At 71.0% G+C, this 18,133-nt stretch carries 15 protein-coding genes and 1 pseudogene; 9 read left to right on the top strand and 7 right to left on the bottom strand.

Annotated features, from left to right (window positions below; all coding sequences use genetic code 11):
* Positions 1–3 precede the first annotated feature (3 nt).
* Positions 4–1,350, top strand: a complete 1,347-nt coding sequence (locus tag ACWEF6_RS14335; protein ID WP_310976624.1) for a cation:dicarboxylate symporter family transporter — start codon at positions 4–6, stop codon at positions 1,348–1,350.
* 96 nt (positions 1,351–1,446) lie between these two features.
* Here the strand turns inward: ACWEF6_RS14335 and ACWEF6_RS14340 are convergent, their stop codons facing one another.
* Positions 1,447–1,845: a winged helix-turn-helix transcriptional regulator gene (locus ACWEF6_RS14340; RefSeq protein WP_449683313.1), complete on the bottom strand. Its 399-nt coding sequence runs from the start codon at positions 1,843–1,845 to the stop codon at positions 1,447–1,449.
* Between the two features lie 104 nt (positions 1,846–1,949).
* Here ACWEF6_RS14340 and ACWEF6_RS14345 point away from each other — a divergent pair.
* The 3 genes and pseudogenes from ACWEF6_RS14345 to ACWEF6_RS14355 all read left to right on the top strand — a co-directional run.
* A pseudogene (locus ACWEF6_RS14345) lies at positions 1,950–3,320 on the top strand (DHA2 family efflux MFS transporter permease subunit); the annotation flags it as partial.
* Positions 3,321–3,461: 141 nt separating this feature from the next.
* On the top strand, positions 3,462–4,169 hold the full coding sequence (locus ACWEF6_RS14350) for a histidine phosphatase family protein (protein ID WP_449683382.1): 708 nt from the start codon (positions 3,462–3,464) through the stop codon (positions 4,167–4,169).
* Between the two features lie 93 nt (positions 4,170–4,262).
* A complete protein-coding gene (locus ACWEF6_RS14355; protein WP_449683314.1) occupies positions 4,263–6,317 on the top strand; it encodes a M3 family metallopeptidase in 2,055 nt (684 codons plus the stop codon).
* Between the two features lie 203 nt (positions 6,318–6,520).
* On the opposite strand, the gene ACWEF6_RS14360 is transcribed toward ACWEF6_RS14355, so the two are convergent.
* The 3 genes from ACWEF6_RS14360 to ACWEF6_RS14370 form a co-directional block, all read right to left on the bottom strand.
* On the bottom strand, positions 6,521–7,102 hold the full coding sequence (locus ACWEF6_RS14360; protein WP_449683315.1) for a ClpP family protease: 582 nt from the start codon (positions 7,100–7,102) through the stop codon (positions 6,521–6,523).
* A gap of 125 nt (positions 7,103–7,227) precedes the next feature.
* Positions 7,228–8,214 carry a malate dehydrogenase gene (locus ACWEF6_RS14365; RefSeq protein ID WP_449683316.1) on the bottom strand — a complete coding sequence of 329 codons (987 nt, stop codon included), beginning with the start codon at positions 8,212–8,214 and terminating at the stop codon, positions 7,228–7,230.
* 103 nt (positions 8,215–8,317) lie between these two features.
* Positions 8,318–8,749, bottom strand: coding sequence for a MarR family winged helix-turn-helix transcriptional regulator (locus ACWEF6_RS14370; RefSeq protein ID WP_449683317.1), 432 nt, complete (start codon positions 8,747–8,749; stop codon positions 8,318–8,320).
* A gap of 94 nt (positions 8,750–8,843) precedes the next feature.
* Between ACWEF6_RS14370 and ACWEF6_RS14375 the strand changes: the two genes are divergently transcribed.
* The 4 genes from ACWEF6_RS14375 (at position 8,844) to ACWEF6_RS14390 (ending at position 11,332) form a co-directional block, all read left to right on the top strand.
* Positions 8,844–9,242, top strand: coding sequence for a nuclear transport factor 2 family protein (locus tag ACWEF6_RS14375; protein WP_449683318.1), 399 nt, complete (start codon positions 8,844–8,846; stop codon positions 9,240–9,242).
* Positions 9,239–9,604, top strand: a complete 366-nt coding sequence (locus ACWEF6_RS14380; RefSeq protein ID WP_449683319.1) for a VOC family protein — start codon at positions 9,239–9,241, stop codon at positions 9,602–9,604. Before ACWEF6_RS14375 ends, ACWEF6_RS14380 begins: the two co-directional genes overlap by 4 nt.
* A 2-nt stretch (positions 9,605–9,606) precedes the next feature.
* The gene (locus ACWEF6_RS14385) at positions 9,607–10,458 is read left to right on the top strand and encodes a TIGR03560 family F420-dependent LLM class oxidoreductase (RefSeq protein WP_449683320.1); all 852 of its coding nucleotides are present in this window, start codon (positions 9,607–9,609) and stop codon (positions 10,456–10,458) included.
* Positions 10,459–10,702: 244 nt separating this feature from the next.
* Positions 10,703–11,332, top strand: coding sequence for a DUF4360 domain-containing protein (locus ACWEF6_RS14390; RefSeq protein WP_449683321.1), 630 nt, complete (start codon positions 10,703–10,705; stop codon positions 11,330–11,332).
* Positions 11,333–11,397: 65 nt separating this feature from the next.
* Here the strand turns inward: ACWEF6_RS14390 and ACWEF6_RS14395 are convergent, their stop codons facing one another.
* From ACWEF6_RS14395 to ACWEF6_RS14405, 3 genes are all read right to left on the bottom strand, one after another.
* Complete coding sequence (locus ACWEF6_RS14395; RefSeq protein WP_449683322.1) at positions 11,398–13,485, bottom strand: FUSC family protein; 2,088 nt, start codon at positions 13,483–13,485, stop codon at positions 11,398–11,400.
* Positions 13,482–16,604 (bottom strand): GH92 family glycosyl hydrolase, encoded by a 3,123-nt coding sequence (locus ACWEF6_RS14400; protein ID WP_449683323.1) that lies wholly within the window; start codon positions 16,602–16,604, stop codon positions 13,482–13,484. Before ACWEF6_RS14400 ends, ACWEF6_RS14395 begins: the two co-directional genes overlap by 4 nt.
* A 79-nt stretch (positions 16,605–16,683) precedes the next feature.
* Positions 16,684–17,079: a RidA family protein gene (locus ACWEF6_RS14405; RefSeq protein WP_449683383.1), complete on the bottom strand. Its 396-nt coding sequence runs from the start codon at positions 17,077–17,079 to the stop codon at positions 16,684–16,686.
* 91 nt (positions 17,080–17,170) lie between these two features.
* On the opposite strand from ACWEF6_RS14405, the gene ACWEF6_RS14410 reads away from it, so the two are divergent.
* Positions 17,171–18,124, top strand: coding sequence for a helix-turn-helix transcriptional regulator (locus tag ACWEF6_RS14410; protein WP_449683324.1), 954 nt, complete (start codon positions 17,171–17,173; stop codon positions 18,122–18,124).
* Positions 18,125–18,133: the final 9 nt, after the last annotated feature.

Below are 18,133 nucleotides of genomic sequence, written 5' to 3' on the forward strand. Positions count from 1 at the left end.
ACGGTGCCGACACCGACCCCCGAAGCGGCACCCCGCCGCCGCGACAAGACCCACTACCTGTACCTGGCCGTGATCGTCGCGGTCCTGCTCGGGATCCTGGTGGGCTTCCTCTTCCCCGGTTTCGCCAAGGGCCTCAAGCCGCTCGGCGACGGGTTCGTCAACCTGATCAAGATGATGATCTCGCCGATCATCTTCTGCACCATCGTGATCGGTGTCGGCTCGGTCGCCAAGGCGGCGAAGGTCGGCAAGGTCGGCATCATGGCGCTGGTCTACTTCATCGTGATGTCGACCTTCGCGCTCGCCATCGGCCTGGTCGTCGGCAACCTGCTGCACCCGGGCGAGGGGCTGCACCTCAACCCCGCCGACGTGAAGAGCGTCCAGAAGTCCGCCACCGGCTCGGAAGGCCCGGTCGACTTCCTGCTCCACATCATCCCGAAGACGTTCGTCTCCGCGTTCACCGAAGGCCAGGTCCTGCAGACGCTGCTCGTCGCGCTGCTCGTCGGCTTCGCGCTGCAGAAGCTGGGCTCGAAGGGCGCGCCGATCCTGCGCGGCGTCGAGCACATCCAGCGCCTGGTGTTCCGGGTCCTGGCGATGATCATGTGGGCCGCCCCGATCGGTGCGTTCGGCGCGATCGCCGCGGTGGTCGGCGCGACCGGCTGGGCCGCGCTGAAGAGCCTCGCCGTGATCATGATCGGCTTCTACGCGACCTGCCTGGTGTTCGTGTTCGTCATCCTCGGCCTGGTGCTGTGGATCGGCGCCCGGGTGAACATCTGGCACCTGCTGCGCTACCTCGGCCGCGAGTTCCTGCTGATCCTGTCGACGTCGTCGTCGGAGTCGGCGCTGCCGCGGCTGATCGCGAAGATGGAGCACCTGGGGGTCGGCAAGTCGGTCGTCGGCATCACCGTGCCCACCGGCTACTCGTTCAACCTGGACGGCACGGCGATCTACCTGACCATGGCGACGCTGTTCATCGCCGCGGCCCAGGACGAGCCGCTGTCGATCGGCGCGCAGATCGGCCTGCTGGTGTTCATGATCATCGCGTCGAAGGGCGCCGCCGGCGTCAGCGGTTCGGGCATCGCGACCCTGGCCAGCGGCCTCCAGTCGCACCGGCCGGAACTGGTCAACGGCGTCGGCTTCATCCTCGGCATCGACCGGTTCATGTCCGAGGCCCGCGCGCTGACGAACTTCGCGGGCAACGCCGTCGCGACCGTCCTCATCGGAAACTGGACGAGGGAGTTCGACCGCGACCAGGCGGAACGGGTGTTCGCCGGGACAGCGCCGTTCGACGAAGCGACGTTGATCGACGAGGAACGGTCCGGCCCCGACGAAGGCGGCGCGGCGAAAGCCTGACCCTGAACGTTCGTGCTCACGCCCCCGCTGAGCACGAGCCACCGCGGGCCGCGGTGCGAGTCTCCCCGACCTCGCACCGCGGCCCGTTCCACGTCTTCAGCCGGCGGCGGCGTCGTAGGCGACGCGGGCGGCCGCGATGTCGTCGCGGTGTTGCTCCGCCCAGCCGAGCAGGCCGTTCAGCGACTGGTACAGCTCCTTCGCCATCGCCGTGGCTTCGTACTCCACGCGCGGCGGGACGGTCGGGTAGATCGTGCGGACCAGGAGGCCGTCGCGCTCCAGATTGCGCAGGGTCAGCGTCAGCATCCGGCGGCTGATGCCCTCGACCGCGCGTTCCAGCTCGGTGAACCGCACCGGGCCGCGGATCGCCTCCAGCAGGATCCCGATCGCCCACTTGCCGCTGATCCGGTTGATGACCTCCAGCACCGTGCAGACGTCGAGTTTCTCCGGGTCGATCTCGGTGACCTGGACAGGTACACCGATGTTCCCCTGGGACATGGAAGTGCCTCCTTCCGAGCGAACCCATGGTCACACATGATGGGCACTGTTACAAGAAGTGCCCTGGCGACGACCAGGGGAACTCTCGACTGGAGGGGCCTGACATGGCCGAGAACCACCCCACCCGCTCGCGCGGCCTCGCCTTGGCGGTGCTCTGCGCCGCCTCGCTGATGGTCGTGCTCGACAGCAGCATCGTCGCGGTGGCGCTGCCGGCGATCCAGGCCGACCTCGGCTTCACGCCCGCCGGGCTGTCCTGGGTCTGCACCGCCTACCTGGTCGCCTTCGGCGGCCTGCTCCTGCTCTCCGGACGGCTCGGCGACCTGCTCGGCCGCCGCCGCGTCTTCCTCGGCGGGCTGAGCCTGTTCACCCTCGCCTCCCTCGTCGCCGGCCTGGCCGCGGACGCCGGTGTCCTGGTCGTGGCGCGGTTCGCCCAAGGCGTCGGCGGCGCGCTGGCGTCGGCCGTGGTGCTCGGGATGATCGTCACGATGTACCCCGAGCCCCGGGCCCGGGCGAAGGCGATCGGCGTCTACAGCTTCACGCAGGCGGCGGGTGCGTCCATCGGGCTCATCGCCGGCGGCGCAATCACCCAAGCGCTGAACTGGCACTGGACGTTCTACGTCAACCTGCCGATCGGCGTGGCCGCGCTGCTGCTGGCCGTCCGGGTCGTCGAGGCGGACCGCGGCACCGGCCTGCGCCACGGACTGGACGTGCTCGGCGCCGTCCTGGCCACCGCGGCGGTGATGCTCGGCGTCTACGGCATTTCGGCGTCCTCCTGGGGTGCCGTGGCCGCGGCCGTCGTGCTGCTCGCGGCCTTCGCCGTGCGGCAGGCGAAGGCGCGGACGCCGCTGTTGCCGCTGCGGCTGTTCCGGATCCGCGCGGTCACCGGCGCGAACGTGGTGATGGTGCTGATGGTCGCCGGGATGCTCGGCTTCCAGTTCGTCACGGCGTTGTACCTGCAGCAGGTGCTGGGCCTCGACGCGCTGTGGACCGGCGTCGCGTTCCTGCCGGTGCCGCTGGTGATCGCGGTGGCGTCGCTCGGCTTCGCGGACAAGCTCGCCGCCCGGTTCGGCCCGCGGGCCGTGCTGCTGGCCGGGCTGGGCCTGGTGATCGTGGGCCTGCTGCTGCTCACCCGGGTGTCGGACTCCTACTTCGCCGACGTCCTGCCGCCGCTGCTGCTGATGGGCCTGGGCGCCGGCGCGGCCATCCCGGCGCTGATGGGCCTGGCGATGGCGGACGTCCCGGCCGGGGACGCCGGCGTGGCGTCCGGGCTGATCAACACGACCCAGCAGGTGGGAGCGGCGGTCGGCACGGCGGTGCTGGCGGCGGTGGCCGCGTCCCGCACGGCGAGCCTGGCTTCGCTGGACCACCGCGAGGCACTGGCCTCCGGGTTCCGGCTGGCCTACGGGGTCAGCGCGGGATTCCTGATCGCGGCGGTCGCCCTGGGCGGCCTGGTCCTGGCCCGCCGCGCCAAGCGCCCCAATGTGGCGTTCGGTGCGTCTGACGCACCGAACGCCACATTGGGTGCGTCAGACGCACCCAATGCCACATTGGGGCGTTTGGGCACTGAGCCGCCCGCGTGGGGGACGCTTGATCGGTCCCCACGTAGGGTGGGCCTCGTGAGTACGGTCATTCTGCTGAGGCACGGCAAGTCGACGGCGAACGGGTCCGGCATCCTGGCCGGGCGGTCCCCGAAGGTCAACCTCGACGACACCGGCCGCGCCCAGGCGGAGAAGCTCGTCGAACGGCTCGACGGTGTTCCGCTGTCCGGGCTCGTCGTTTCCCCCATGCTGCGGTGCAAGCAGACCGTCGGCCCCCTGGCGGCGGCCAGGGGGCTCGACAAGGTCGTCGAACCCGGGTTGTCCGAAGTGGACTACGGGGACTGGACCGGCAAGGAGCTCAAGCACCTCGCCAAAGAACCGCTCTGGCGGGTCGTGCAGGCGCACGCCTCGGCCGCGGTGTTCCCCGGGGGCGAGGGCCTGGCCCAGATGCAGGCGCGCTCGGTGGCCGCCGTGCGGGCGCACGACCGGCGGATCTCCGCCGAGCACGGGGACCACGCCGTCTGGCTGCTGTGCAGCCACGGGGACGTGATCAAGTCCATCCTCGCCGACGCGCTCGGCCAGCACCTCGACGCCTTCCAGCGAATCGTCGTCGACCCGGCCTCCGTCTCGGTCGTGCGCTACACCGAGACGCGGCCCTTCGTGATGCGCGTCAACGACCACGGCGGGGACCTGCGGGGCATCGTGCCGCCGGAACCGAAGCCGAAGAAGGGCAAGAAGGCCGCGTCGAGCAGCGACGCCGTGGTGGGCGGTACCACGGGGCGGTGACCCCGGCCACCTCCGGAAAGCGCTGACATCGACCCAGGCCGACCCCGTAGGGTGGCAAGACCGAGTGTCTGTCCCCGACCAGGAGCCTGCCCGATGATTTCGCCGGACAACCCGTTCGCCGCACCCAGCGAGCTGCCCTACGCCCTGCCGCCCTTCGACCGGATCTCCGACGAGCACTACCGGCCCGCGTTCGAGGCCGGCCTCGCCGAGCACGCGGCGGAGATCGAGCAGATCGCGGCGCAGGACGCCGAGCCGACGTTCGAGAACACCATCGTGGCCCTCGAACGCGCCGGCGAGCTGCTGGGCCGGGTGGCGAGCGTGTTCTACAACCTGTCCGGCTCCAACAGCACCGACGAGATCCAGGCCATCCAGGCGGAGTTCGCGCCGAAGCTGGCCGCCCACCACGACGCCATCCACCTGAACCCGCAGCTGTTCGCCCGGATCGACGCCCTCCACGCGCGCCGCGGCGACCTCGGGCTGGACGAGGAGTCGCTGCGGCTGCTGGAACGGCGGCACACCGACTTCAGCCGCGCCGGTGCCGGGCTCGGCGAGGCCGAGCAGGCCCGCCTGCGCGAGCTGAACGAGCAGCTCTCCACCCTGCAGACGAAGTTCCAGCAGAACCTGCTCAAGGACACCAACGAGCTGGCCGTCGTCATCGCCGACCGCGCCGAGCTCGACGGCTTCGGCGAAGGCGCGATCGCCACCGCGGCCGAAGCGGCGTCCGCCCGCGGCGAAGACGGCAAGTACGTGCTCACGCTCAGCCTGCCGACGAGCCAGGCCTCGCCGCTGGAGACCCTGCGCGACCGGGACGTCCGCGAGCGCATCCACACCGCGTCGATGGCGCGGGGCAACCGCGGCAACGCCAACGACAACAACGCGATCGTCGCCGAGATCGTCCGCCTGCGCGCGGAACGAGCCGCCCTGCTCGGCTACCCGAACCACGCCGCGTACGTCATCGCCGACGAGACGGCGAAGACGGCCGAAGCCGCCGCCGGGCTGCTGGAGCGGCTGGCGCCCGCGGCCGTCGCGAACGCCCGCGCCGAAGCCGCCGAACTCCAGCAGCTGCTGGAAGCCGACGTGCCGGGCGCGAAGCTGGCGCCGTCGGACTGGCCGTTCTACGCCGCCCAGGTCCGCCGTGAGCGCTTCGAGGTCGACACCGAGGCCCTGCGCCCGTACTTCGAGGCCGACCGGGTGTACCTCGACGGCGTCTTCTTCGCCGCGACGAAGCTGTACGGCCTCACCTTCACCGAGCGCGACGACCTGCCGAAGTACCACCCGGAGGTACGGACCTTCGAGGTCTTCGACGCCGACGGCACGCCGCTGGGCCTGTACCTGCTCGACCTGTACACCCGCGACGCCAAGCGCGGTGGCGCCTGGATGAACACCTTCGTCGACCAGTCCGAGCTGCTGGACCGCAAGACGGTCGTGGTCAACGTGCTGAACGTGAACAAGCCGCCGGCGGGGGAGCCGACCCTGCTCACCTTCGACGAGCTCGTCACCGCGTTCCACGAGTTCGGCCACGCCCTGCACGCGCTGGTCTCCTCGGTCCGCTACCCGACCTTCTCCGGCACCAACGTCCCCCGCGACTTCGTCGAATACCCGTCGCAGGTCAACGAGATGTGGATGCTGTGGCCGGAAGTCCTGGCCCACTACGCGAAGCACCACGAGACGGGCGAGGCGCTGCCGCAGGAACAGGTGGACAAGCTGCTCGCCGCCCAGCAGTACGGCGAAGGGTTCTCCACCACCGAGTACCTGGCGGCATCCCTGCTCGACCAGGCCTGGCACGGCCTCGGCGTCGACGACCGGGTGGGGGACGTGCAGCGGTTTGAGACCGAGGCCCTCGTCAAGGCCGGCGTGGCCGTCGACGCGATCCCGCCGCGCTACCGCACGACGTACTTCGCCCACATCTTCAGCGGCGGCTACAGCGCCGGGTACTACTCCTACATCTGGAGCGAAGTCCTCGACGCCGACACCGTCCAGTGGTTCCGCGAAAATGGGGGACTGACCCGCGCCAACGGCGACCACTTCCGCCGCACCCTGCTCGGCAGGGGAGGGAGCATCGACCCCATGGACGCGTTCCGCGCCTTCCGCGGCCGCGACCCGGAGATCGAGCCCCTCCTGGCCCGCCGAGGCCTCGGCGGCGTCTGAACCCCGCCCGACCCGAGGTCCTCTTCGGTGACCTCATCAAGTGTATAACGACCTATACGCCGGGACGATTTTTATAGAAATCGTCCCGGCGTTCTCTGCAAAAGAGGCAATGACGAAAGGGGCGAACTCCCGGCCTTGCGGTCGGGCGCCATTGCCTTCCCCGTTCAGCGCACTCCCGATGCACCCGGGGGCGAGCGCCGTGGTCAGCCGGCGGCGACGATGTGGTCGACGAAGCCGTAGGTCAGGGCTTCGTCCGCGTCGAACCAGCGGTCGCGGTCGGCGTCGGCGGTGATGCGCTCGACGGTCTGGCCGGTCTGGCGTGCGGTGATTTCGGCGATGCGGCGTTTCATCTTGCCGAAGACTTCGGCTTGGATGGCGATGTCGGTGGCGGCGCCGCTGATGCCGGCCGAGGGCTGGTGCATGACGATGCGGGTGTTGGGCAGCAGGTAGCGCTTGCCGGGGGTGCCGGAGGAGAGCAGGAACTGGCCCATGGAGGCGACGAAGCCGAGGCCCCAGGTGGCGACGTCGGGTTTGACGAGCTGCATGGTGTCGTAGATGGCCATGCCGGCGGTCACCGAGCCGCCGGGGGAGTTGATGTAGAAGGTGATGTCCTTGGCGGGGTCGTCGGCGGCGAGCAGGAGCAGCTGGGCGATGATCCGGTTGGCGATGTCGTCGTTGACTTCGGAGCCGAGGAAGACGATGCGGTCGCGCAGGAGCTGTTCGTAGACCGAGTCGTTGGGGGTCTGGCCGGGGGTTTGGAGGTCGGGTGCGGCGAGAAGGGTCATGGTGGCGACGGTAGGGCCGGAGATCTCTTGGCGGGCGGCGGTTTCGCTGTGAGCGTGCGGTGTTCGCCGGACGCGAAAGGGGCCGCCGTCCACTGCGGACGGCGGCCCCTTTCGCGTGCTCGGGTTCAGATGAGGCCGAGCTTCTGCACGGTGTCGCGTTCCTCGACGAGCTCCGCGACGGAGGCGTCGATGCGGGCGCGGGAGAAGTCGTCGATCTCGAGGCCCTGGACGATCTTGTACTGGCCGTTCTCGGCGGTGACCGGGAAGGACGAGATGAGGCCTTCGGGGACGCCGTAGGAGCCGTCGGAGGCGACGGCGGCGGAGGTCCAGTAGCCGGCCGGGGTGCCGTTGACCCAGGTGTGGACGTGGTCGATGGCGGCGGAGGCGGCCGAGGCGGCTGAGGAGAGGCCGCGGGCTTCGATGATGGCCGCGCCGCGCTTGGCGACGGTGGGGATGAAGTCGTTTTCGAGCCAGGCCTGGTCGACGGCGTCGGCGATGCTCTTGCCGCCGAATTCGGCGTGCTGGACCGAGGGGTACTGGGTGGCGGAGTGGTTGCCCCAGATGGCGACCTTCTTGAGTTCGGTCACCGGGACGCCGAGCTTCTTGGCGAGCTGGGCGAGGGCGCGGTTGTGGTCGAGGCGGGTCATCGCGGTGAAGCGGTCGGCGGGCACGTCGGGGGCGTGCGAGCGGGCGATGAGGGCGTTGGTGTTGGCGGGGTTGCCGACGACGAGGACCTTGATGTCGTCGGCGGCGCCGGCGTTGATGGCTTCGCCCTGGGGCTTGAAGATGCCGCCGTTGGCTTCGAGGAGGTCGCCGCGCTCCATGCCCTTGCTGCGGGGGCGGGCGCCGACGAGGAGGGCGATGTTGGTGCCTTCGAAGGCCTGCTTGGGGTCGTCGAAGATGTCGGTGCCGGCGAGGAGGGGGAATGCGCCGTCTTCGAGTTCCATCGCGGTGCCCTCGGCCGCCTTGACCGCCTGCGGGATTTCGAGCAGCCGCAGCTTCACCGGGACGTCCTGGCCGAGGAGCTGACCGGACGCGATGCGGAAGAGCAGCGCGTAGCCGATCTGGCCGGCGGCGCCGGTGACGGTCACGTTGACGGGGGCTTGGGTCATTGCGGTTCTCCAGCTTGAGACGACTTTGGCTTGTGCGTGTGAGCCTATCCCTCCTGGGCGTTGCTGGTCGGGTGCGTCCAGTCACTGTTGTGAGGATCGCTTTTCAACCTTCGGTGACGTTGTGGGCGAGGCGGGTGAGGAGGTCGGCGAGCTGGGCGATTTCGGCGTCGGTGAGGCCGTGGCGGAGGCGTTGGTCGTGGGCTATGGCGGCGGTGGCGAGGCGGTGGAAGAGCTGTTCGCCGTCGTCGGTGAGTTCGACGAGGTGGACGCGGCGGTTGGCGGGGTCGCGGCGGCGGGTGACGAGGCCGGCGTCTTCCATGCCGTTGAGGTGGTGGGTGAGGGTGGCGCCTTGGATGCCGACGGCGTCGGCGAGTTCGCGCTGGTTGGCGACGGGGGTGGTTTTGAGGGAGATGAGGATCTGCCAGACGGGCTGGGAGCCGCCGGCGGCGGCGAGGGCGTGGTCGAAGGCGCGGGCGGCGGTTTTGGCGGTGCGGGCGAGGACGACGCCGATGGGGGCGGTGGCGGGTTTGGGCACGGCGGAACTCTAACGCAGATGCCGAGAAGTCTAAGCGTTTGACATCTAACGATTAGACTTCTAACGTTGAGGCATCGAACGGAAGGGGTACGCGATGAGCACCGAAGAGCAGGTCCGCGAGTTCGGCCGGGAGTGGGCCGCGGCGGAGGAACGCGGCGACACCGAGGCGTTGGCGGGGCTGGCGGCCGAGGGGTTCCGCCTGGTCGGGCCGCTGGGGTTCGTGCTGGACCGCGATCAGTGGCTCGCGCGCTACGAGGGCGGCGGGCTGGTGACCGAGAAGCTGGACTGGGCGGAGGTCGAGGTCCGGGAGTTCGGCGGGACGGCGATCGCGATCGGTGTGCACGAGCAGGTGGCGACCCACCGGGGGAATCCGGTGAACGGCCGTTTCCGCGCGACGCACGTGCTGGTCCGCGAAGACGACCGTTGGCGGCTGGCGGCGATCCACCTGAGCCCGATCGGCGCGCCGTTCGTCCCGGGTGGTGGCGCGCGATGAGCGTCGAACTGAACCACACGATCGTGTGCGCGACGGACCGCGGGAAGTCGGCGGAGTTCCTGGCCGGGATCCTGGGCCTGCGCACCGGGCCGGTGGCCGGGCCGTTCGTGCCGATCCGGCTCGCGAACGGGGTCACGCTGGACTTCCTGCAGGTGGACCGGGTGATGAGCCAGCACTACGCGTTCCTGGTGGGCGACGACGAGTTCGACGCGGCGATGGCGCGGATCGAGGCGGCCGGGGTCCCGTACTGGGCGGATCCGTTCCACGAGCGGCCCGGCGAGGTCAACGGTCTCAACGGCGGGCGCGGGGTGTACTTCGCCGATCCCGACGGCCACAACCTCGAACTGCTGACGAGGGAGTAGTCATGCGCTTGAGCATCGGGGTCACGGACTTCTCGTGGCCGGACGAGCTGACCGGCGAGCTCGCCGCCGTCGCGGTGGCGGCCGAGGACGCCGGCTTGGACACGCTGTGGGTGGCCGATCACCTGCTGCAGGCCGACCCGAACAGCACGCCGGACTCGGCCATGCTGGAGGCCTACACGACGCTGGGGTTCCTGGCCGGCCGGACGAGCCGGATCGGGCTGGGCACCATGGTGTCGGCCGTGACGTTCCGGCCGCCCGCGCTGCTGGTCAAGGCGGTCACCACGCTGGACGTCCTGTCGGGCGGGCGGGCCCGGTTCGGCATCGGCGCCGGTCACCACGAGGGGGAGGCGCGGGCGCTGGGCCTGCCGTTCCCGCCGGTGGGCGAGCGATTCGCGCGGGTCGAGGAGACCGTGCGGCTGGCGCTGCGGATGTGGGCGGGTGACGAGTCGCCGTTCGAGGGTGAGCACTATCGGCTGGAGCGCCCGATCGGGAATCCGCGGCCGGTGCGGCGGCCGCCGATCCTGGTCGGCGGGGCGGGTGAGCGGCGCACGCTGCGGCTGGTGGCGCGGTACGCCGACGCGTGCAACGTGTTCGACATCCCGGACGGCGGTCGGACGGTGCGGCACAAGCTGGCGGTGCTGCGGCGCCACTGTGAGGAGGTCGGGCGGCCGTACGGGGAGATCGAGAAGACGATCAGCACGCGGCTGGCGCCGGGTGAGCCGGCGGAGTCGTTCGCGCGGCGGTGCGCCGAGTTCGCCGCGTGGGGTGTCGAGCACGCGGTGGTGATCACGGCCGGCCCGTGGGCGGTGGCGGGGGTCGAGACGCTGGGGCGGGCGGCGTCGTTGATCGGCTGAGCCGGACGTCACGTGGGTGATCGTGGTCGGCGGCCGGGGGAGCGGGGGCGCGAAATCGTTTTCTCCGCGCATTTATTCGCGCCCGTTGGAATGGGCTTTACGAAAATTGTCGAAACGTGAGCAATGCCGCTTGGTGGGACGACCTGTGCAGCGTTGCTCCGTTCAGCGGGGTTTGCTTCCATGATCCTTTCGCTACCATGGTCCGGCCCCCGTCCCCAATTTGAATGTATTGGGAAGGATTCCGATGCTGTCTGCGGTCGTTGCTGCCGTAATGGCGCTGTCCTCTGTGGTCACCCCGCATTCGTGGAACACTCCTCCGCCGCCCGACAAAATCGTCATCGACGTCGTGAACGCGATCGGCACCGGGTGTCCGACGGGCACGTCCGCCGTGGCTGTTTCGCAGGACAATACGGCGTTCACCGTGACCTACAGCGCCTACACGGCGTTGGTCGGGGTCGGTGCCGGGCCGCTGGACGCCCGGAAGAACTGCCAGATCGGCCTGCGGGTGCACGTGCCGCAGGGGTTCACCTACGGAATCGCGCAGGCCGACTACCGCGGATTCGCGCACCTGGAACGCGGTTCGACCGGTCTGGAAAGGGCCAACTACTATTTCCAGGGCAATTCTCCGACGGCGTACATCCAACACCCGCTGGCGGGGCCGTTCGAGGACGACTGGCATTTCACCGATTCGACCGAGGTCGGGGCCATCGTCTTCAAGCCCTGCGGTGAGGAACGCAACCTGAACATCAACACGGAATTGCGGGCCGCGGCCGGGACGTCGGATCCGAAGAAGACGACGAGCTACGTCACGATGGACTCGACCGACGGCAGCATCACCACGACGTACCACTTCGCGTGGCTCGTCTGCCCGTGATCGGCTCCGGGTGACCGGAGGTCCAGAGGGGCGGCGCGGCCGGTGAGCCGCGCCGCTCCGGCCGGTCACCGCCGGACCGGGGTCCGGGGATCGGTGGCTTCGACGCCGAAGACGCGGCCGAGGGAGACGAGGGCCTCGTCGAGGTGGCTGAGACTGGAGAGGACGGCCCGGGTTTCGGCCGCTTCGACGCGGTCGGAGACGGGGGTGCCGTCGTCGCGCACGAGCGTGCCGGGTGTGGGGCCACCCGGGGCGTTCAGCGCGGTGCGGAGAACGTCGATGTTGGTCAGCAGCCGTCCGGTGAACTGCCCGAGCCGGTCGGCGTCGGCGCCGGTGAGCTGGCCGGGCTGGGCGCGGGCGGCGACGTGCCGCGCCCGGAAGGCGATGGTTTCCAGGGTGGTGAGCACGTGCCAGCCGTAGTCGCGGCGGGCGCTGCGCAGGTTCACCGGGTGGGTCAGCGGTTCGATGGTGGTGCGGACCTGCTCGACGCTGCGGTCGAGGTCGCGGGAGAGCTCGATGATGTTGACGTTCTCCTCGCCGGCGAGCAGGCCGCGGGTGTGCTCGAGGAACTCTTCGAGGTCGTCGAGCACCGCGGCGACGTCGTCGAGCATGACCGAGCGGGTGCGGACCGGGACGATGACGACCGCGGCCAGGATGCCCGCCGCGGCGCCGACCGCGGTTTCGGCGACCCGGATCCAGAGCACTTCGAGGCTGAACGTGCCGAGCAGGCTGTAGAGCAGGCCGAGCATGCTGGTGACGAAGAAGGCCATCACCACCTGGGACACCCGTGCGGTGTAGACCATCCCGAACACGCACACGAGGATCAGCGCCAGGGTGGCGGCGGTGTTGCCGCCGACTCCCAGGGCGAGCAGGACGCCGCCGACGATGCCGATGAGGGTGCCGCCGAGGCGGCGGACGCCCTTGACGAAGGTGGCGCCGGCGCTCGAGGCGCCGATGAACACCACGAACACCGTGAGCACGGCCCAGTACCAGCGCTGGTGGGAGACGAGTTCGCCGCCGAGCACGGCGAGCCCGCCGCCGACGACGGCCTGGATCGCGCTGCGGGTCCGGTTGTCGTAGGCGAATTTCGGGGCCGGCTCGTCGGTGTCGTCGGGGGCGAGCGGGTCCGGATCGGCTTCCGGGGCCGCGGCGCGCTGGGCGCGGTCGTCGGCGAGGGCGAGTTCGGCCAGTGCCTTGCGGACGCCGTCGCCCGGTGCGGCGTGGGAGTCGATGCGGCTGCCTTCGACGAGCATCCGGCTGTACTCGCCGGTCTGGCTGATCAGCGGGAGCTCGCGCGGGTCGCGTTCCATGAGGGCGCGGAAGCGGGCGAGGCGGGCGATGAGGTCGTCGCGGACGTCGGCGGTGAGCTCGTCGGAGCAGGTGCGCTGGACCGTGATGGCCAGCCAGCCGACGGCGAGCTCGACTTCGATGGCGCGGCGGCGCAGCACGTCGGCGGCCCGGGCGTCGACGACGTCGGGGGCGGCGTCCTCGATGAGCAGCACGCACTCGTGCAGCCGGGCCAGCGCCGAGCGCAGCTGCTTGCGGGTGCGCTCGCTGCCGTTGACGGCGAGGTAGGCCTCGGTGGCGCGGACGACGGCGCCGAGGCGGGCCCGGAAGGCGCGGCGCACGCGCAGGAACTCGGCCGCGGCGTTGTGGCGCAGCAGGACGAACCGGACGAGCGCGTTGGCGAGGACGCCGACGCCGAGCGCCATCAGCAGCTGCGGGACCTGCTTGACGTGGGCCTGCAGGAACATCGGGAAGAAGAACAGGAAGAAGCCGATCGAGCCGAGCGCGGTGCCGCGGGGCCCGAACCGCTGGGCGTAGACGGCGACGAAGATCAGCAGGACGAACACGATGCTGTCGGCCGGGGGCAGGGCCGAGCCGAGGGCGGCGACGGTGATCGACGCACCCCCGGTGAGGAAGGCCAGGACGAGGGTGACGGCCTGGCCGCCCGGGGTGGGGTCGCTGACGGTGAACGCCGTCATCATCGCGGCGATGGCGCCGACGAGGGTGACGGTGAGCGGGACGTGCGCCGGCAGCAGCGCGAGCACGGCGAGGACGATGCCGAGCACGGCGGAGCCGGCCAGCCGCAGCCGGACCAGGCCGGGGTCGGCCGCCGCGAGCCGGTCGAGAGCGGCGGTGCGGAACTGGTTCATCGGGCGAGGAGCTCCCACTGGGCGAGGGTGGCGCGGCGGCCGCGGGTGGCGGTGATCCGCAGCCGGTAACGGGCGTGCGCGGCCGGGGTGGCGAGGACGAACGGGCGGGTCTGGCAGCGCCAGCGGAACAGTTCGCCGTCGCGTTCGTCCAGGGTGGTCCAGTCGACGCCGTCGTCGGAGCCTTCCAGCACCCACGCGCTCGCGTCGCCGCGGCGGGCGCCGGAGGTGAGGGTGTACATGGTGACTTCGCGGGGTTCGCCGGTGACGGTGAACTCGATCGCCGGGGTGGCGCTGCGGAAGGTGACCTGGGTGCGGGTGGTGTCGTCGAACAGGGCGCCGACTTTGGTGCCGTCGGAGCTGGTCGCGGTGCCGGTCAGGTCGGTGGCCGGGGCCGGGTGCTCGGCGGGCGGCGGCGGGGCGCCCCACCCAGCCGGTTCGGTGGTCAGGTCGAAGACGAGTTCAGCGCCGGCGGCGAGGGTGGCGTGCGCGATCGAGGTGGCCTCGTGCGGTTCGCCGTTCACGGTGAGCCCGCGGACGTAGACGGTGCCGGGGGTGTTGCCGGGGGCGTGGACGACCAGTTTCCGGCCCTCGCCCAGGTGGACGGTCGCTTTCTCGAACAGCGGCGAGCCGATGGCGTAGCGGGGGCTGCCCATCTGCAGCGGGTAGAAGCCCAGGGCGCTGAAGATGTACCAGGCGGACATCTCGCCGTTGTCTTCGTCGCCGGGGTAGCCCTGGCCGAGGTCGCTGCCGAGGTAGAGCCGCCGCAGCACCTCCCGCACCACGGCCTGGGTCTTCGCGGGCGCGCCGGCGTGGTTGTAGACGTAGGGGATGTGGTGGGAGGGCTGGTTGGAGTGGCCGTACTGGCCCATCCGGACGTCGCGGGCCTCGGTCATCTCGTGGATCAGGCCGCCGTACGCGCCGGGCCGGCGGCCGGTCTCCGGGGTGGCGAAGAAGGTGTCCAGTTTGGCTTCGAGTGCCGCGGTGCCGCCGTGGAGGGCGGCGAGGCCGGGGCCGTCGTGGGGGGCGGTGAAGGCGGTGTTCCAGGCGTTGGTCTCGACGAAGTCGCCACCCCAGGCGGCCGGGTCGTAGCCCTCGGGGGCGAACTTGCGGCGGCCGTCGCGGTGGCGGCCCTGGAAGAAGCCGATCTCCGGGTCGAAGTGGTGGACGTAGTGCTTCGCGCGCTCGCGGAAGTAGGCCGCGTACTCGGCGTACCTCCGCGCCCGGGGCTCGTCGCTCTCCCGGGACAGCGCCTCGGCGAGGTTGGCCAGGCCGAAGTCGTTGATGCAGCCTTCCAGCGCCCAGGACAGTCCTTCGTGGACCGAGACCGGGGTGTACTGGAGGAAGATCGACTCTTCGAGGCCCTTGCGGCCGACCGCGCGGCGCGGCGGGGTGACGGTGGCGTTCTTCAGCCCGGCGTCGAAGGCGGCCTCGACGTCGAAGTCGCGGACGCCCTTGAGGTAGGCGTCGGCGAACGCGACGTCCGAGCTGGTGCCGGTCATCAGGTCGGCGTAGCCGGGGGAGGACCAGCGGGCGATCCAGCCGCCTTCGCGGTACTGCTGGACGAAGCCGTCGATCATCCGGCCGCAGCGTTCCGGGGTGAGCAGCGCATAGGCGGGCCAGGTGGTGCGGTAGGTGTCCCAGAAGCCGTTGTTGACGTACAGCTCGCCGTCGACGACCTTCGCGCCGGTCCGCCGCCGGGTGCTCGGCCACCACCGGCGCACCACCGGGCTGGCGTGCCGGATCCCCTTCGGCGTGTTCTCGTGCGCCACGTTCGGGTAGAGGAACAGCCGGTAGAGGTTCGAGTACAGCGTCGTGCGCTGGTCTTCGGTGGCGCCTTCGACCTCGACGCGGCCGAGCTCCTCCTGCCACCGCCGTCTCGCTTGGGCCGCCACCTGCTCGACCGTCGACCCGGCCGGGATCTCCAGTTCGAGGTTGCGCTTGGCCTGGGCGAGGCTGATCAGCGACGTCGCGATCCGCAGCGTGACGTCGGGCCCGTCGAACTCGAAGTAGCCCGAGACCCGCCGCCACGGCGGGAACCGGACCTTGGCGCCGCGGGTGGCCGGGGCGTCGGTCACGGCGTAGACGAACATCCGGCGCGCGCCGGCCGACAGCCGGCTGCGGACCGTGGTGTAGCCGGTGATCACGCCGGTGTCGGCGTTGATGCGCAGCCGGCCGCGGTTGCGGACGTTGTCGAACAGCAGCCAGCCGTGCTTGGTGGGGAAGGTGAACCGCATGATCGCCGCGTGGGACGTCGGGGCGAGGTCGGCGGTCATCCCGTTGGCGAACCGGACGCCGTAGTGGTGCGGCGAGTCGGTCTCGTCGTCGTGGGTGAAGGCCAGGGCGCGCTTGCGGCGGTCGCGTTCGACCGGGCCGGTGCCGGGCATGAGGTGGAAGGTGTGCCGGTCGCCCATCCACGGGCTCGGCTGGTGCGACAGCGCGAACGCCTGCAGCGCGGGCCGGTTCTCCTCGTCGTTGTGGCGGTGGTAGGAGTACAGCCAGTTGGTGACGCCGGCGTCGGTGACCGGGGTCCAGAAGTTGAACCCGTGCGGCACCGCCGTGGCCGGGAAGTTGTTGCCGCGGGAGAAGTCGCCGCTGGAGTGCGTGCCGCGGGTCGTGCGGACGCAGTCGACCGGGTCGCGCGGCGGCTCGGGGCGCTCGGCGACCCGGACGTCGTCGAGCCAGCCGGTGATCTCCCCGGGCGCGTCGGTGCGCAGCACGATCCGGGCGATCCGGCGCCCGGCGAAGGCCCCGAGCGGGCGGCGGACGAGGTTCCACTGGTCCACCCACAGCGTCTTGTCGTCCACCGGGTCGAAGCCGGCGGTGGTGCCGTCGGCGAATTCGACGTCGAGGCTGATTCGAGTGGCGTGGTAGGCGGGGATCTCGCCGTCGGCCACCGGGAAGACCACATAGGACAGCTCGGTGCGCCCGGTGACGGGTGCGTCGAGTTCGAATAGGACGGCCCGCGGCCGGTCGCCGTAGCGCAGGGCCCGCAGGCCGGTGTGGCCGACGCCGGTCTTGGCCGTGGGGGAGCGGTCCGGGCCGCCGCCGACGTGCAGGCCGGGGTCCACCGGCTGCGGGTCACCGGTTTCGAAGGAGGAGAAGAACACGGCGTCGGACATGCGCCCACCGTAACCGCCGCCGAACGGCGCAGCGTGCTGGACACTGCTGCCCGCGCCGGCGCGGGCAGCAGTGTCCGGATCAGGCGACGGCGGTGCCCTCCAGCTCGACCAGCTGGCCCGGGACCGCCAGCCGGCTCACCTCCAGCATCGTGGTGGCCGGGGCCACCCCGGCGGCACCGAGCCGCGCGGCCAGCACGCCGTAGTGCGGGAACAGCCCGTCGATGTCGGTGGTGTAGACGTTGAGCCGGACGAGGTGCGCCAGGGACATGCCGGCCTCGGCGAGCACCGCCTCGAGGTTGTCCAGGCTCAGCGCGAGCTGGGCGGCGATGTCCCCCTCGTGCCGGGGCTTGCCCCCGGCGTCCAGCGCCGTCTGCCCCGAGCAGTAGAGGGTGCGGGTCTGCCCCGAGACGACCTCCCCCTGGTTGAAGCCCAGATCCAGGGACCAGGTCACCGGGTTGACCGCCGTGCGTTCCAGTGCCACTTCAGCTCCGTTCGTCGCGAGTACCGCGTGGAGCTTTCCGGGCAATCACGACATCCTGTGTCGGGTATTCGCTACGGTTCTCCGGGTGCGCGCCGACCGGCTGGTTTCCCTGGTGCTGTTGCTGCGGCAACGCGGCCGGCTGACCGCGGACGTGCTGGCCCGCGAGCTGGAGGTGTCCACCCGCACGGTGCTGCGTGACATCGACGCGCTGTCCGCGGCGGGTGTCCCGGTGTACGCCGAACGCGGCCGCCACGGCGGGTTCGCGCTGCTGCCGGGCTTCCGGACCGAACTCACCGGTCTCAACCACGACGAAGCCCTGGCCCTGCTGACCACCGGGCGGGCCTTCGGCCTCGGCCCGGCGCTGGCCTCGGCGATGCGGAAGGTGGCCGACGCGCTGCCCCCGACCCAGGTGGCCACGGCCGGGCGGTTCCTCGTCGAACCCGAGACCGACCTGCTTCCCCGCCGTCCGGTCGTCGAGGAGGTCGACCACCCGGCGATGCTCGAAGTCCGCCGCGCGGTCCTCGGCGGACGCCGGCTGCGTGTGCACTACGCGGCCGCGAACCAGGAACCGCGGTGGCGGACGGTGGACCCGATCGGGCTGGTCACCGTCCGCGACCGCGGCTACCTGCTGGCGACGCGGGCGGGCGTGGACCGGACGTACCGGCTGTCGCGGATCCTGGCCGCCGAGTCGCTGGCCGAACCGGCCGAGCGGCCGGGCGAAGTCGACCTGGACCGGCTCTGGCGGCAACGTTGCGCCGCGTTCCTGGCCGACGGCCACCTCACGACGCTGGTCCGGGTCCGCCCGGCCCGCCGAGAAGACCTGCTGGGCACCGCGGTGGCGGTCCGCGCGGAGGAACCCGACGGTGACGGCTGGCTGCGGTTCGAAGTGACCTATCAGGACGCCTGGCACGCCGAGTGGGCGCTGTGGCAGCTGGGCGCGGACGCCGAAGCCCTCGCCCCGCAGTCCCTCCGCACGGCCCTGCGCGACCGGGCGATGGCGATCGCCGCCCGCTACACCGACACCTGCCGTCCCGAATGAGTCATCCGC

The organism is Amycolatopsis sp. NPDC004772 (assembly GCF_053601215.1).

Coding starts and splice junctions, on each gene's coding strand:
- ACWEF6_RS14400 (WP_449683323.1), bottom strand. CDS start 16,604: ATGTCCGACGCCGTGTTCTTCTCCTCCTTCGAAACCGGTGACCCGCAG.
- ACWEF6_RS14365 (WP_449683316.1), bottom strand. CDS start 8,214: ATGACCCAAGCCCCCGTCAACGTGACCGTCACCGGCGCCGCCGGCCAG.
- ACWEF6_RS14360 (WP_449683315.1), bottom strand. CDS start 7,102: ATGACCCTTCTCGCCGCACCCGACCTCCAAACCCCCGGCCAGACCCCC.
- ACWEF6_RS14380 (WP_449683319.1), top strand. CDS start 9,239: ATGAGCGTCGAACTGAACCACACGATCGTGTGCGCGACGGACCGCGGG.
- ACWEF6_RS14390 (WP_449683321.1), top strand. CDS start 10,703: ATGCTGTCTGCGGTCGTTGCTGCCGTAATGGCGCTGTCCTCTGTGGTC.
- ACWEF6_RS14395 (WP_449683322.1), bottom strand. CDS start 13,485: ATGAACCAGTTCCGCACCGCCGCTCTCGACCGGCTCGCGGCGGCCGAC.
- ACWEF6_RS14385 (WP_449683320.1), top strand. CDS start 9,607: ATGCGCTTGAGCATCGGGGTCACGGACTTCTCGTGGCCGGACGAGCTG.
- ACWEF6_RS14340 (WP_449683313.1), bottom strand. CDS start 1,845: ATGTCCCAGGGGAACATCGGTGTACCTGTCCAGGTCACCGAGATCGAC.
- ACWEF6_RS14355 (WP_449683314.1), top strand. CDS start 4,263: ATGATTTCGCCGGACAACCCGTTCGCCGCACCCAGCGAGCTGCCCTAC.
- ACWEF6_RS14375 (WP_449683318.1), top strand. CDS start 8,844: ATGAGCACCGAAGAGCAGGTCCGCGAGTTCGGCCGGGAGTGGGCCGCG.